Here is a 14,763-nt window from a genome sequence, read left to right on the forward strand (position 1 = left end):
TTCATTGAGTAAAAATGAAAACACAGCGCCAGCATCAAAACAAAGCTTTTTAAAGAGGAAGAATATTGAAATCTCTGTTAAAAGGTACCTAATTGATGCCATGGGTACAATGGCACTTGGTCTTTTTGCATCCTTATTAATTGGTACTATATTAAACACTTTAGGGACTAAGCTAAACATACCTTTTCTAAGTGAAACCTTGTGGCCTATAGCTAAAGATATGACTGGAGCAGCTATAGGGGTTGCCGTAGCTTATGGTTTACAAGCTCCTCCACTAGTATTGTTTGCTTCCACTATTACAGGTGCAGCGGGAAATGCATTGGGTGGACCAGCTGGAGCCTTTGTTGCAGCGGTACTTGGTGCTGAACTTGGTAAAATTGTATCTAAAGAAACTAAGCTTGATATTATAGTTACACCAGCAGTTACGATTATTGTAGGAGTTTTAGTTGGAACAGCTATAGGACCAGCAGTTAATGGATTTATGACAGCAACTGGTGAGTTAATAATGTATGCAACAACTTTACAGCCATTCTTAATGGGAATAATAGTTTCTGTTATAGTTGGTATGGTTTTAACTCTTCCAGTTAGTAGTGCTGCTCTTTGTATGATGCTATCTCTTGGTGGAATAGCAGGTGGAGCTGCAGTTGCAGGATGTTGTGCTCAAATGGTTGGTTTTGCTGTGATGAGCTTTAAAGAAAATGGTTGGGGAGGATTAGTTGCACAGGGATTAGGAACATCTATGCTTCAAGTACCTAATATAGTTAAGAACTGGAAAGTATGGATTCCTCCTACATTAGTTTCAGCTATAACAGGACCTATGTCGACAATATTATTTAAAATGGAATGTACTCCAATGGGTGCAGGTATGGGAACTAGTGGTTTTGTTGGACAATTTGGTACTATAGAAGCTATGGAGGCTGCTGGTAAAGGTGGAGCCATGATGTGGGTTGGAATCTTAGTACTACATATTTTAGTACCAGCTGTACTTACTCCTATAGTAGCTAATGTTATGAGAAAAATGGGCTGGATTAAAGAGGGAGACTTAAAGTTAAGCTTATAATCAGTAAAAGCTTTAAATATTGTCTATAAAATTTGGGATAATTTGGTTAGGAATGTTTTTGCCACTAGCAGAGTAGAGATACTCTACTAGTGGCTATGTTAATTATATTAGAGTACTTGAATGAGGGGGCCTAGATGAATGATTTAATACTTTACACCATATTTGCATTTGCTGTGCTAGGATGTATTGATAAAATTATAGGAAATAAATTTGAATTAGGTGCCAAATTTACTGAAGGCTTTTTAGCTATGGGAAACCTAGCTATACCTGTAATCGGAATATATGCACTGGCACCTATAATTGGAGATATATTACTAAAAATTACTTTTCCTTTTTTTCAATTAACAAATATTGATCCTTCAATACTACCAGCATCTATATTTGCTGTTAATATGGGAGGATATGTTTCAGCTGTGAGAATGGCCCAAGCAACGGAAATGGGAGTTTTTTCTGGGATTATTTTAGCATCTACGTTAGGTGCAACGGTAGGTTTTACGATTCCTGCTGGAGTTGAAATTATTGAAAAAGAGGATCAAATCTATTTTGCTAAGGGAATATTAGCAGGAGTTGTTACTATACCATTAGGATGTATTGTAGGAGGTGTGGTTTTAAGGATTCCAACACTGATTCTTATACTTAATATATTACCAATTATGTTAATTGCTCTAATTTTTGCAATAGGTCTATCGAGATGGCCAAATAAACTATTAAGAGGGTTTACATACTTTAGTAAGGTAACCACAACCATAGGTGCATTAGGAGTTATCTTAAGCATATTTGAGAGAATTTCAGGGCTAAATCTGATAGCGGGCTTAGGTTCGTTTGATGAAGGGTTGAGAATAGTAGGAAGCATAACTGTAGTATTATGTGGTGCCTTTCCTATGATTCATGTAATAACAAAAGTTTTCAAGAATTCACTTATGAGGCTTGGGAACAAGGTGGGGGTTGGAGAAAATGCTATTATTGCTATGTTGATCTCCTTATCAAGTAATGTCCCTGCTTTCATTATGATGAAGGACATGAATATTAAAGGAAAAGTTCTATTATCAGCTTTTATGGTGAGTGGAGCATTTACTTTTGGCGGTCAGCTTGGATTTGTAGCTAGTGTAGATAAAACTGCTATTATTCCATTCATTGTTGCAAAGATAATAGCTGGTTCTAGTGCAATTATTTTAGCTATGATACTTATGAGAGAAAGTGTTGAAGCGAATATATAGTTGATGGTTAATATTTTTAGATATATGGTTTTTTATCTTAAATTTCAATAATATGAATTTCAAAATTGAATATGCATTACAAATATGAAATGCTGTTTAATAAGACTATTGTAATAAGTACAGGATTGAACCAAAATAGCATTTCAAAAATGAAATATGCAATTAAAAATATTGCTATTCTCCCCAATTTTTAAGGGAAAAAAGTTGGCACAATAATTGCTATGTATACTGATATAACAGAAAAATAAAACATAAATATATAGAAGCAAAAAACAGGAGGTATAGTATGAAAATAGGTTTTATTGGCTTAGGGGTCATGGGGAAAAGAATGGCTGCTAATGTACTTAAGAGTGGCTACCAGCTTATAGTATCTGACCTAAATAATGATGCAGTAAAAGAATTGGTAGAGATGGGTGCAGAGGAAGGACAGACTCCTGCTGAAGTTGCAAAGGATGCAGATATTGTACTTACATCGCTTCCGAACTCTGCTATTGTAGAAAATGTTGTTTTAGGAGAAAATGGGATTCTAGAAGGTGCTAAAGAAGGAGCAGTAATAGTTGATTTAAGTAGTATAACACCAAAATCAATACAAAATATTGCTGAAAAAGCTAATCATAAAGGTGTAGAAGTTTTAGATGCTCCTGTAAGCGGTGGAGCAGCAGGTGCAGAAAAGGGCACTCTTACAATTATGGTTGGAGGAAATAAAGAGTCCTTTGAAAAGGCTCTCCCTGTATTAAATTGTATAGGAACTAAAGTATATCATGTTGGTGAAGTTGGTGCAGGAGATACAGTAAAGCTAGTGAATAATCTTCTACTAGGAGCTAATATGGTAGCAGTTGCTGAGGCTTTAGCTTTAGGAGTTAAGGCAGGTCTTAAACCAGATGTTTTATACGACATAATTAGTCAAAGCTCAGGTGCTTCATATGCATTAACGGCAAAATATAAAAACTTTATAGCTAAAGGTAATTTTGAACCAGGATTTATGATTGATTTGCAGTATAAAGATCTACAGCTTGCGGTAGATACTGCTAAGGATTTAAAGATGCCATTAATTATAGGAAACTTATCACAGCAAATGTTTGAAGCTGCAAGAGCAAAAGGATTAGGAGCTGAAGATATCTCAGCTGTATTAAAGTTATATGAAGATTGGGGAAATATAGAAGTAAGAGAGGAGCGGGCTTAGCTATGGAACTTAAGGCTATGATTAATGAAAGAATGCCATTGACTCTTGGAGACATAGTAGAAATTGCAGGTAAAATAGATGTAAGGTTTGTTGATGTAATTCTAGCTGAAGCGGAAATTCAGACAGGAAAAAATAGAGAAGAAGTGCTAGAAGAAGCGCTAAAAGAGTTTGAACATAATTTACAGGCAATAGAGCTGGGCCTAACTACAGGAAGCAGCTTACTTCTTGGTACAACTGGTTCAGAGCTAAATAATATGGAAGGTTTCAGACTATTTCAAGATGAATTTGTAGACAAAGCTCTGGTATACACAATAGCTGCTCAAGTAGGAAATCATGGTATAGGACTAAATCCATGCGCAGGTACTGGAGATTCTTGTCCTTACACAGGTTTTATTAAAGCAATGCTTGAAATTGGATATGAAAAAAGTAGGGTAGCAGAAATAGCTGCAATAATATTAAAAGTAGGTTCAATGTTTAGGGTGGGCAAGACAACTACTGGATGTAATATGGAAGGATTTGGTGCAGGCTCTGCAGCTATAGCAGCAGCAACAGTTGAGTTGTGTGGGGGTAGTGCAAAGGATGTAGAACGTGCAATGGTAATAGCGATATCCCCAACCATAGGCGTTCCATGTACCCCTAGAGTTATGGTTCCTGCACTATGTGCGACTCATATAGGAGGAGCTATATTAAATGGTATATTATCGGCTAAACTAGCTGTTAAAACAAGCATAGAAGTAAATGTGCCTATAGATGTAATGTTAGCTATGGCAGCTGAAATTCACCCAATATCAGCTAAATCTTTAGTGCCTACAGTAGTAGAGTTTATGCAACCATTCTTTAAGACTAAAGAACCTGTGGAAAGATTGATAGATCAGAAAATTAAAGATGAAGAGAAGGTTCATATAGAACAAACATTAGTTAAAGCTAAAGAAATAGCTAAGAGGTTGGCTAAAGGTGCTAAACCTATTACAAATACTTTAGGAGAAGCAGTTGTTGGAGGAAGTAGTCAAGCTGTTGGTTCACCAACAAATACGGGAAGAATCGCACACTTTTTATCAAAAGGAAAAATAAATAAAGTAAAAATCGAACTTTATCCCGAATTATTTGCACGTAGGGGAATAAATGTTCCAGGTGTGTTAATGGGAGCAGTATATGGCTCATCAACTGCAGATGGAAAAATGTATAAGGAAGTAATGGAATTAGTAGAGAAAGAAGGAATAGCAGTAGAAATAGTTAAAGTGGATGAGTATCAAGTTCAAAGAGTTACAATTGTAACTGATGAAGGAACATTCATGGTAGATGCATTAAATAGAGGTGGAGGAAGGCTGGTTCTTCGTGATGCTACACCTTCAAAACAGGAAGCTGTTAATATAGCTAATAAATTAGGTATAGTGCTAGTTGAAGCGTAGAAAGAAGGTGAAATAATTGAACATTATAGAAAGAATTATCGCAAAAAAGGCTAATAAGGAAAGTGTTAGGGTTGGAGAGGAGCTAAGTGTGAAAATCGATTTAGCAATAGCTCATGATGTTACTGGTCCTTTAGCAATAGAGCAATTTTTAAAAATAGGATGTAATGAGGTATTTGATAAGGACAAAGTTGTATTTGTAATGGATCATAACATTCCTTGTTCATCAGTTGATTCTAGAATTCAACATAGGACAATACATGAGTTTTGTGATAGATTTGGCGCTAAAATGTACAAGAGAGCTGAAGGGGTTATCCATCAGGTCGTACATGAAGAAGGCCTATATAAAAAAGGAGATATAATTGTAGGAGCTGATTCTCATACTTGTACAGCAGGAGCTTTTGGAGCAGTGGCTATACCACTAGGTTCAACTGAGCTTGCAGCAGTTATGGCTTTAGGAGAACTTGACTTAGAAGTACCAGAAACTTATCTGATTAATATTGATGGAAAATTAAATCCTGGTGTTTATGGAAAAGATATTATCTTATATATAATAGGCAGGTTTGGGACAAATGGATTTACAGATAAAGCAGTTATTATTAGTGGAAGTACAATATTGGGACTAAGCAATGATGATAAGATGACAATCTCCAATATGATGATAGAAATGGGTGCTATGATTGGTTTTATAGACCAAGGAGACGAAGAAATTGGTAAAGTAAAGGTTGTGTATAATATAAATGCAGCTAATATTCCTCCTGTGGTCGCTTGTCCTTCATCACCAGGAAATGTAAGGGCCATTAAGGAAATAGAAGGGATAAAGATAAATCAAGCAGTTATCGGAAGCTGTACAAATGGTAGACTGTCAGATATGAGAATAGCTGCTGAAGTATTAAAGGGTAGAAAGATTGCCCATGGAGTAAATATGGTAATAGTTCCAGCTTCAAAGAGAATCTTAGATAAAATGGAAGAAGAAGGGCTAACAAAGATATTTAGAGAAGCAGGAGCAATAGTTACTAATCCTGGATGTGGACCATGCTTTGGGGCACATCAAGGGCTACTATCAAAAGATGATGTAGCCATATCTTCAACAAATAGAAATTTCCCAGGAAGAATGGGACATAAGGAAGCAAAGATTTATTTAGCTTCTCCTAGAACAGTTGCAGAAAGTGCTATAAGAGGATGTATTACATGTCCTGGCACAGTAATTCCATTGGAGGGGTAGTTAGAATGGACAAGATAAAAGGAAAAGCATTTATGCTTGATGAAAATGTCGATACAGATCAAATACTTCCTGGATATGCCATGAGCTATCCAGTAGAAGAATTGAAAAAGGTCACACTAAAAGGAAGTATAATTCCAGATTTCCCAGAGAGAGTTAAACCAGGGGACATAATAATAGCTGATCATAACTTTGGATGTGGTTCTAGCAGAGAACAGGCACCTGTAGCACTAAAAAGCTCTGGAGTAGGAATAATCATAGCTAAATCATTTGCAAGAATCTTTAGGAGGAATGCGATAAATATCGGACTTCCAGTAGTGACTTGTGAGTATATAAGGGAAATTAGAAAAGAAGCAAAAGAAAATGATGAGTTTGAAGTAGATTTAATTAAAGGCACAATAACTAACTTGAGAACACAAAATCAGTACAAATTAAATCAACTCTCTGAAACCACACTTGAAACACTAAAAGCAGGTGGACTGATTAATAAAGTTAGACAAAAACTTATGAAAAGGGGTGCTATCTAATGGCTAAATTGAGACCAAATACAGAAAGAATTATTAGAGAAGACATAGATAGAATAAAGGCGTACGAAAAAGCTTTCGGTGTTAAGATGCCATATATAGATGAAAACGGAGAAATACAGGGACTACCTGATGCTTATCCAAGAGAGGTTAATGGTGTAGTTCGCAGTGGTTACAGATTAACAGAACTTGGTAGACAAGCTGTTAAAACAGGCAACCCTGTATTAAACCCTATACTTGGAAGAAATAGCTCTGAGGAAACATACAAAGAATCACAACACATGTATGATATGGCTGAAAAGCTTGGCGTTACAATATTTCAGTTTGTACATTCTGAGGCAACAAGGCATATTGATCCCCTTGATGGAATAGAGCTAATAGAACAATCTAGAGGTAAAGGTGGAATCACACCAGCTGGAGAAAGAGAATTCGTTCAAATGGGCGGAGGTTCGAAACACCCAATAAGAATAAATGCTACTGGTGATACTACTCACTTAAATGTGTTAAATGCATTAATAGCTGGATTTGATGGTACAGATTTAGGTCCAGTTATACACGTTCACTTTGGTGGGAGAGGAATCCATGACTTTAGAACAAAGGTAGTAAATGGATTCAAGGCAATCCAAATATGTGCAGAAAACAACATATTTGTTCAGCTTGATACACATAAGCATATTAACAATATAATGGGTACAGATGGAATGGCTTTAGCGATGGTTCTATTATCTGAGGGACTAGCAGTAAAAGCAGGATTGGATAGAGCCTTAAGTGCTATTCAAATGAATGTAGGTGGGATTAACTTACTTGCAGATTTGGCTTTAGTAAAGGCATTTAGAGAGACTATCTGGAGTGAATTTATTATAGCAGTACCAGAAACCTTCCAAAACCCACCAGCAGATCTTATTGCAGAACAAGCTCATTTTGCTAGAATGGCAGTCTCAGCTAAATTAGCAGGAGCAAACTTCTATAGACCAAAGGCTGCAGAAAATGTAGGTATTCCAACTGGTGAATCAATGGCTAAGGCAATGTGGGCTACACAAAATGTATTTGAGGGAACATATAAAGTGGATATTCAGGATCCATTTATAGACCAAAGAAAAGAAGAAATAAAGGCTGAAGCAATGGCGGTATTAACAGCTGCATTAAAAAGAGATAAAATGCTAAGACCAGAAGAGGTAAATGCAGAATTCTGGGCTCAATATGATGAACATGAGCTTATTGACCTAATAGTAGAGGCTGGTAGAAGTGGTATATTAGATACCCCAAGAGCAGGAGGTTGGGATCTAAAGAGATTTGTTAAGACAAATAGAGACAAAGATGGTATCAGAAGGTATATAGCAGGCTATACTCCACTAGGAGTAGATGAAAAGTATATGCCTATTACTAAAGAAAATGTAGAAGTTCAAAAAGAAACTCCAATAACAAAAAAAGAAAAAGTAGTTTTAGCAACTGTAGGTGCAGATGCCCACGTAGTTGGAATCAATATGGTAAAAGAGGCAATACAAAAAGCAGGATACGAAGTAATATTCCTAAGGGGAATGAATCTACCAGAAACAGTAGCTGAAGTTGCAGCTGAAACTAAGGCAAGTGTTGTTGGAGTAAGTAACTTATTAGGACTTGGAATAACCTTATTCCCTAGAGTAGCTAAAAGACTTGAAGAACTTGGGCTAAGAGATGATGTAGTACTTCTAGCTGGCGGTAGAATTGCAGAAAAAGAAGAAGAACATGCTATGTATGAGAAAAAAATCAAAGAAGAGGGAACAGGTTTCCTTGGAGTTGATAACTTCTTTGGACCAGGAACAGACCTTGATGAATGTGTTAAATGGATAGAAGAACAGTTAAATAAAAAGAAAGGTAAATAAATTTTTAGCAGTGAGGAGGCACAAATATGGAACAGATTAAAACACCTGTTGTTATTATGAGAGCTGGTACAAGTAAGGGAATCTTTATTAAAGAAGAAAATTTACCTAAAGACCCAAAAGAAAGAGATGAACTTATATTAAAAATATTTGGAAGCCCAGACATCAGGCAAATTGATGGCTTAGGTGGGGCAGATCCATTAACTAGCAAACTAGCTATTATAGGACCATCTACAAGAGAAGATGCAGATGTTGACTACACATTTGGACAAGTATCTTATGTAGCACCAAAAATAGATTATTCAGGAAATTGTGGAAATATCTCTGCAGGCGTTGGACCATTTGCAGTAGATGAAGGGCTTGTAAAGGTTGAGGAACCTTTCACAACTGTAAGAGTACACAATACCAATACAGGTAAATTAATAATTGAAAGAGTTGAAGTTGTAAATGGTAAGGCTAAAGTAACAGGAGACTATAGCATAGCTGGAGTTCCTGGAACAGGCTCAGAGATAGTAATTGACTTTTCAGATACAGCTGGGGCAGCAACTGGAAAGCTTCTGCCTACAGGCAATGTAATAGATAAAATAGATGTAACAGGATATGGTGAGATAGAAGCTTCTTTAGTAGATGCAGCAAATCCTGTTGTATTTGTGAGAGCAAAAGATTTGGGCTTAACAGGTATTGAGACACCATCACAAATAGATGAAAATAAAGCGATGTTAGCTACCCTTGAGGAAATAAGAGGAAAGGCTGCTGTTATGATGGGATTAGTAAAGGATTGGAAAAATGCAGTTAAAGAAGCTCCTGCATTTCCAATGATAGCATTTATTTCTCCAGCCCAAGACTATGTTGATTTTACAAAAGGTAAAGAAATAAGCGAAAATGATGTGGACTTTGTTTCAAGACTTATGTTTATGCAAGTTGTTCACAAAACTTATGCTGGCACAGCAACTATCTGTACTGGAGCAGCTGCGAGAATAGAAGGTACAATAGTAAACGAAGCAATGAATGCAAAGGGCAAAGGCAAGAATGAAATTCTTAGAATAGGTCATCCAGCTGGAGTAATAACAATAGAAGTTGCTGCTAGCAAAGTGGATAATTGCTGGAAACTTGAAAAAGCTGCAATAAACAGAACTGCAAGGAGAATCATGGATGGCAACTGTTATACAGTAAAATAAGGGATGGAATGAAAATGCAAAAGTACGATTATTTAATTATAGACATAGGAAGTACTTACACAAAGCAAAGGCTGTTTAAAGACTTTGAATTAGTGGCGACTGTTCAGTCGCCTACTACAGTGGAAAATGTTTATAAAGGAATAAAAGCTGGACAGGACATTATAAAGACAACATTAAGTGAGAGTAAAATAGAATCGGAACATGTTTTAGCTTCTAGTAGTGCAGCAGGTGGACTAAGAATGGTAGCCATGGGATATATGACTAGAGTTACTGCAAAGGCAGCAAAAGAGGTAGCTATGAACTCAGGTTCTAAAATACTGGAGATAGTCTCTAATGAAAATCTACCAGAATACAGAATACAGATTTTAAAGGAAATAAATCCAGATATCATACTTTTAGCTGGTGGAACTGATTTTGGAGATGAATCTTCACTTATAGAAAATGCACATTTAATAGTAGAAAGTAAAGTCAAAGGTGTAGTAATTATAGCTGGTAATATAAGTGCCCAGGCTGAGGCTGCTCAAATATTAAAGGCTGGAAATGTGGCTCATTTAAGAGTTCCAAATATAATGCCCACTATTCATAAGCTAAGAGTAAAGGAAGCTAGAGAAGCCATTCATAAAGAATTCATTAAACAAATTACTAAAGCACAGGGGTTGAGTATATTACAAGAAGAGATTACTAATGATAAAATCATACCTACTCCTGGAGCAGTTTTAATGGCATCTGAGTTACTAGCTAAAGGAACTTATTTAGAAAAAGGAATAGGTGAAATAATCGTAGTTGATTTAGGAGGAGCAACTACTGATATTCACTCAGTAATACCTGGCTATGCTAATCTAGAGGATGAAGAAATCGGTCTTATTGTAAGCAATGAAAAACAGATATCCTATAGAACCGTTGAAGGTAATTTAGGTATGCGTATTAGTGCTATGGGGGTTATAGATGTAGTAAGTCCTAAAGCTATCTTCCACAAAAGAGGAATTAAAGATGAGAAGTTACTAGAAGAGTTTATTCAGTATTGTATGGAGGTAGAAAGGACGCCTAGGCATATAGCGCAGAACGAAAAGGAATATATGTTTGACACACTTATTGCAGAAACAGCCGTTGAAGTAGCTTTGAAAAGGCATGCAGGATTTATCTCTACAGTTGCCGACCCCATAACGGGTCTTATGCCAGGAATGCCAGTGGGTAGAGATTTGAGAAATGTGAACACTATAATCGGCGTTGGAGGGATTTTTTCCCATAGGGATGTTTCAGAAGGAAAAGAGATAATAAGAAATGCATTAAAAGATAAAGGCATTTCGCTCTTACCAAATGATCCGAAAATAATAATTGATGAAAACTATATATTATATACTGGCGGGCTTATATCTCAGATTGATGAAGATTATGCATTTAAGGTACTAAAGAATAGTTTTAAATTATAATACTTGGAGGTAACAGCATGAAAAAAACTACAATATTAAGACAATTACTAAATTCTAAGGAAATACTAGTAGCTCCAGGAGCACATGATGCATTAACAGCAAGAGTTATAGAAAAATCAGGATTCAAAGCAATATACATGACAGGATATGGACAAGCAGCTAGCGTGTTAGGTAAGCCAGACATTGGCTTATTAAGTATGACTGAAATGTTAGATAGAGCTAGAAAATTTGCAAGTGCAGTAAATATACCGGTTATAGCAGATGGAGATACTGGATTTGGTAATGCCATAACAGTAATGAGAACTGTAGAAGAATATGAAGCAGCAGGGGTTGCAGCTATTCAACTTGAAGATCAGGTTGCACCTAAAAGATGTGGACATATGCTTGGAAGAAAAGTAGTAAGCCTAGATGAAATGGTTGGTAAAATAAAAGCAGCTGTAGCAGCTAGAAAAGATCCAGATTTCGTCATAATAGCTCGTACAGATGCACGTACTATTCATGGAATTGACGAAGCAATAAGAAGAGCGAAGGCTTACGAAGAAGCTGGTGCTGATGTAATATTTGTAGAATCAGTTGAAAGTATAGAGGAAATGAAAAGAGTAAATGAAGAAATCAAGGTTCCTACATTAGCTAACATGGTTGAAGGTGGTAGAACTCCACTTTTATTAAATAAGGAGCTAGAAGATATAGGGTATAGTCTAGTTATTTACCCAACAGCATCAACATACGTAACTGCAAAAGCTATGTTTGATCTAATGGAAGCACTAAAATTAAATGGAACTACTGCAAAAAGTATTGACAAGATGATAACATTCTCAGATTTTAATGATTTAGTAGGATTGGGAAATTATGCAGAGCTTGAAGACAAATATGTAAGGGAATAGCAATAGATTCTTTAGTTATTAACCTGAGCTTAGTTCAGTAGAGCATTATGATCTTGCCCTCACTGGATTTTAGTTAAAATAAAGGGAGGTAGTTATAATGTCAAGATTAGGTATTAAAAATATTGGAATTTTAGTGACAGGAGATGTAAAAAATCCTATTTCAAATGCAACCACAATTATAGTAGAAGATGGTAAAATTCTAAAAATAGGAGATGAAAGACTCTTAGATGAATTTAGATGTGACAAAATAGTAGATGCGAAAGGAACAACTGTAGCACCTGGCTTTATTGATTCACATGTTCATCCTGTATTAGGAGACTTTACACCTAGACAAAGTACAATTGGGTTTATAAATAGCTCTTTACATGGTGGAGTAACTACAATGATTTCAGCAGGAGAAGCTCATACTCCTGGTAGACCAAAGGACCCAGCAGGAACTAAGGCGTTAGCTATATTAGGACATAAAAGCTCAAAAAATGCAAGACCAGGAGGAGTAAAGCTTCATGGTGGGGCCTTAATTCTTGAAAAAGGATTAGTTGAAAAAGACTTTGAAGAACTTGCAAAAGAAGGTGTTTGGTTAGTAGGAGAAGTAGGTCTTGGCTCAGTGAATAGTCCTGATTTAGCAGCACCAATGGTAAAGTGGGCTAAGAAAAATGGCTTTAAAGTTATGATGCACACAGGTGGAACTTCAATTCCTGGAAGTAGCACTATAACAGCAGATGATGTTATAAAAACAGACCCAGACGTGGTTTCACATATAAATGGTGGGCCTACTGCAATAGCACCAGAAGAAGTTGACAAAATAATTGAAAACACTAATATGGCTTTAGAACTTGTACAATGTGGAAACTATAAGGTAATGAAACATACTGTTAATATGGTGAAAGCAAGAGGTCAATTAGAGAGACTTATTGTTGGAAACGACTCTCCATCAGGTTCAGGTATAATACCTCTAGGCATTTTAAGAACTATGTCATATGTAGCTTCAGAAACAGATGCCACAGCTGCAGAAGCTATTTGCTTTGCAACAGGTAATACAGCTAAGGTTTATGGATTAAATGTTGGATTTATAGAAGAAGGAAGAGAAGCAGATTTTGTAATCATGGATGCACCATTAGGTTCAATAGGTGAAGATTCCTTAAAGGCTTTAGAAGCAGGAGACATTCCAGGAGTATCAATGGTAATAATAGATGGAGAAGTAATGTTTATAAAGAGCAAAAATACACCACCTGCAACTCATAGTGCAGTTATCTGTTAAGCAAGAAAGGAGAAAAATAGTCTATGATTGAAGTCATACTGGATAAATGTAAAGGATGTAGCATATGTGTTAAAAACTGTCCATTAGATGCTATAGAAGTAAAGGAGAAAAAGGCTTATACAAATGAAAACTGTGTTTCTTGTGGTATTTGTACCAGAGTATGTCCTTTTAAAGCAATTGTAAGAACAGATGAACAAAAACCAGAGACTATAAGGTGTACTCATTGTCCTGTTGGATGTACAATACCAGTAGGCAAAACAGGTGCATGTAAGAGATACACAAATGTTAGTGGAGAAATTATAAGAAATAGAAAGCTAGTTGTTGATGCAATAACAACTATTCCTAAAACAGAAAGTTTGCCTTATAAGCCTATTGTAACAGCGGTAGGTAGCGGGACAAGCTATCCATGCTGTCGTCCTGCGCCATTTATCGTTCAAGATAATGTAGAAGGTGTGGATGTTGTAACTGTTGTAACAGAAGCACCTCTTAGTTATAGTGGTGTGAAAGTTAAGATAGATACTAATATGCACATTGGAGAAGAAGGAGCAAAGGTTAAAAGAGATGGCAAGGTTGTTGGAATGGTAACAACTGAAGAGTATGGTGCAAAAATGCTTACAATAGGTGGTGCTAATCTTCTTAGCAATGGTAATGATGGATTTATTGTCGCTAGGACTATTGTAGACCTTGCAAATGGTAGAAAGGTTACATTAAAAGTAGAAAATGGAAGCACACTAGAACTACAGCAAGGTGAAGCGCCTATTATAGATGGTTTAAAGGAAAAGCTTATGAGGGTAGGCTGTGGTAGTGCAACCGTAGGGCTATTTGCAAGATACTTAAGTAAGGTAGTAGATGAAGCAATAATCTTAGACTACCATGTTATTGGGCTTCTTTCAGAACATCTTGCTGGTGAAGAAGTAGGAATGAAATATAGTGGAGTAATTCCTTATGGAGTTAAAAGTACAAGAGGAAGATACTTTGGAAATCATGGACATGGTTGGGGTGGAACTGAAATAGTAGACCCAATTAATGCAGTAGTATCTGTTAATATGGATATTGCTAAGCCAGGATACAAGATTTTAGTAACTGAAACTACTGGGCAAAAAGCTGCTTTACTAGAAGTCCAAGCAAATGGAACAGTAAAAGAAATACCAATGACAGAGGAAGTATTGAATGCAGTTAAGTTAATATCAGACACCTGTGAAGAGTCACGAGTTTCAGTAATTTACACTGGAGGAACTGGTGGAAGTGCAAGAGGAGGAGTGACTAATCTCCCAAGAAAATTAACTGATGCTATACATGGCGAAGAAGTTAGAATGACTGTAGCTGGTGCTCCTGTATTTATTCTTCCTGGAGGAGGAATAAACTTTATGGTAGATGTGGCAAAGATGATTCCAGAGGCTACAACTTGGGTTCCAACTCCTGCTACTGTAGCCCCAGTTGAGTACACTATGACTAGGGACAAATATGAAGCTCTTGGAGGTCATACAGAGCACATAATCACTAAAGATGAGCTATTAAAAATGCTAGGAAAAGGGGAATAAT

General features: G+C 36.3%; 12 protein-coding genes. All 12 read left to right on the forward strand.

Annotated features, from left to right (window positions below; all coding sequences use genetic code 11):
• The first annotated feature begins 4 nt into the window (after positions 1-4).
• Positions 5-1,060, forward strand: coding sequence for a PTS sugar transporter subunit IIC (locus DW1_RS01850; RefSeq protein ID WP_074348933.1), 1,056 nt, complete (start codon positions 5-7; stop codon positions 1,058-1,060).
• 134 nt (positions 1,061-1,194) lie between these two features.
• The gene (locus DW1_RS01855) at positions 1,195-2,277 is read left to right on the forward strand and encodes an ethanolamine utilization protein EutH (protein WP_074348934.1); all 1,083 of its coding nucleotides are present in this window, start codon (positions 1,195-1,197) and stop codon (positions 2,275-2,277) included.
• Positions 2,278-2,563: 286 nt separating this feature from the next.
• Positions 2,564-3,460 carry an NAD(P)-dependent oxidoreductase gene (locus DW1_RS01860; RefSeq protein ID WP_074348935.1) on the forward strand — a complete coding sequence of 299 codons (897 nt, stop codon included), beginning with the start codon at positions 2,564-2,566 and terminating at the stop codon, positions 3,458-3,460.
• A 2-nt stretch (positions 3,461-3,462) separates the two neighbouring features.
• Positions 3,463-4,869 (forward strand): L-serine ammonia-lyase, iron-sulfur-dependent, subunit alpha, encoded by a 1,407-nt coding sequence (locus DW1_RS01865; RefSeq protein WP_074348936.1) that lies wholly within the window; start codon positions 3,463-3,465, stop codon positions 4,867-4,869.
• A gap of 16 nt (positions 4,870-4,885) precedes the next feature.
• A complete protein-coding gene (locus DW1_RS01870) occupies positions 4,886-6,091 on the forward strand; it encodes a 3-isopropylmalate dehydratase large subunit (protein WP_074348937.1) in 1,206 nt (401 codons plus the stop codon).
• 5 nt (positions 6,092-6,096) lie between these two features.
• Positions 6,097-6,615, forward strand: coding sequence for a LeuD/DmdB family oxidoreductase small subunit (locus tag DW1_RS01875; RefSeq protein WP_074348938.1), 519 nt, complete (start codon positions 6,097-6,099; stop codon positions 6,613-6,615).
• Entirely contained in the window at positions 6,615-8,474 is a 1,860-nt protein-coding gene (locus DW1_RS01880) for a cobalamin-dependent protein (RefSeq protein WP_074348939.1), read from the forward strand. The genes DW1_RS01875 and DW1_RS01880 overlap by 1 nt, the downstream gene beginning before the upstream one ends.
• A gap of 26 nt (positions 8,475-8,500) precedes the next feature.
• Positions 8,501-9,649: a 2-methylaconitate cis-trans isomerase PrpF family protein gene (locus tag DW1_RS01885; protein WP_074348940.1), complete on the forward strand. Its 1,149-nt coding sequence runs from the start codon at positions 8,501-8,503 to the stop codon at positions 9,647-9,649.
• Positions 9,650-9,663: 14 nt separating this feature from the next.
• Complete coding sequence (locus DW1_RS01890) at positions 9,664-11,079, forward strand: glutamate mutase L (RefSeq protein WP_074348941.1); 1,416 nt, start codon at positions 9,664-9,666, stop codon at positions 11,077-11,079.
• Between the two features lie 17 nt (positions 11,080-11,096).
• Complete coding sequence (locus tag DW1_RS01895; protein WP_074348942.1) at positions 11,097-11,963, forward strand: isocitrate lyase/PEP mutase family protein; 867 nt, start codon at positions 11,097-11,099, stop codon at positions 11,961-11,963.
• A 97-nt stretch (positions 11,964-12,060) separates the two neighbouring features.
• Entirely contained in the window at positions 12,061-13,221 is a 1,161-nt protein-coding gene (locus DW1_RS01900) for an amidohydrolase family protein (RefSeq protein ID WP_074348943.1), read from the forward strand.
• A gap of 23 nt (positions 13,222-13,244) precedes the next feature.
• Complete coding sequence (locus DW1_RS01905; RefSeq protein WP_074348944.1) at positions 13,245-14,762, forward strand: DUF362 domain-containing protein; 1,518 nt, start codon at positions 13,245-13,247, stop codon at positions 14,760-14,762.
• Position 14,763: the final 1 nt, after the last annotated feature.

Source organism: Proteiniborus sp. DW1, from assembly GCF_900095305.1.
GTDB lineage: Bacteria > Bacillota > Clostridia > Tissierellales > Proteiniboraceae > Proteiniborus.

What these genes read in the sequence shown, in the direction of transcription:
- DW1_RS01865 (WP_074348936.1), top strand. Translation starts at nt 3,463, where the DNA reads ATGGAACTTAAGGCTATGATTAATGAAAGAATGCCATTGACTCTTGGA.
- DW1_RS01875 (WP_074348938.1), top strand. Translation starts at nt 6,097, where the DNA reads ATGGACAAGATAAAAGGAAAAGCATTTATGCTTGATGAAAATGTCGAT.
- DW1_RS01905 (WP_074348944.1), top strand. Translation starts at nt 13,245, where the DNA reads ATGATTGAAGTCATACTGGATAAATGTAAAGGATGTAGCATATGTGTT.
- DW1_RS01880 (WP_074348939.1), top strand. Translation starts at nt 6,615, where the DNA reads ATGGCTAAATTGAGACCAAATACAGAAAGAATTATTAGAGAAGACATA.
- DW1_RS01855 (WP_074348934.1), top strand. Translation starts at nt 1,195, where the DNA reads ATGAATGATTTAATACTTTACACCATATTTGCATTTGCTGTGCTAGGA.
- DW1_RS01885 (WP_074348940.1), top strand. Translation starts at nt 8,501, where the DNA reads ATGGAACAGATTAAAACACCTGTTGTTATTATGAGAGCTGGTACAAGT.
- DW1_RS01860 (WP_074348935.1), top strand. Translation starts at nt 2,564, where the DNA reads ATGAAAATAGGTTTTATTGGCTTAGGGGTCATGGGGAAAAGAATGGCT.
- DW1_RS01890 (WP_074348941.1), top strand. Translation starts at nt 9,664, where the DNA reads ATGCAAAAGTACGATTATTTAATTATAGACATAGGAAGTACTTACACA.
- DW1_RS01900 (WP_074348943.1), top strand. Translation starts at nt 12,061, where the DNA reads ATGTCAAGATTAGGTATTAAAAATATTGGAATTTTAGTGACAGGAGAT.
- DW1_RS01895 (WP_074348942.1), top strand. Translation starts at nt 11,097, where the DNA reads ATGAAAAAAACTACAATATTAAGACAATTACTAAATTCTAAGGAAATA.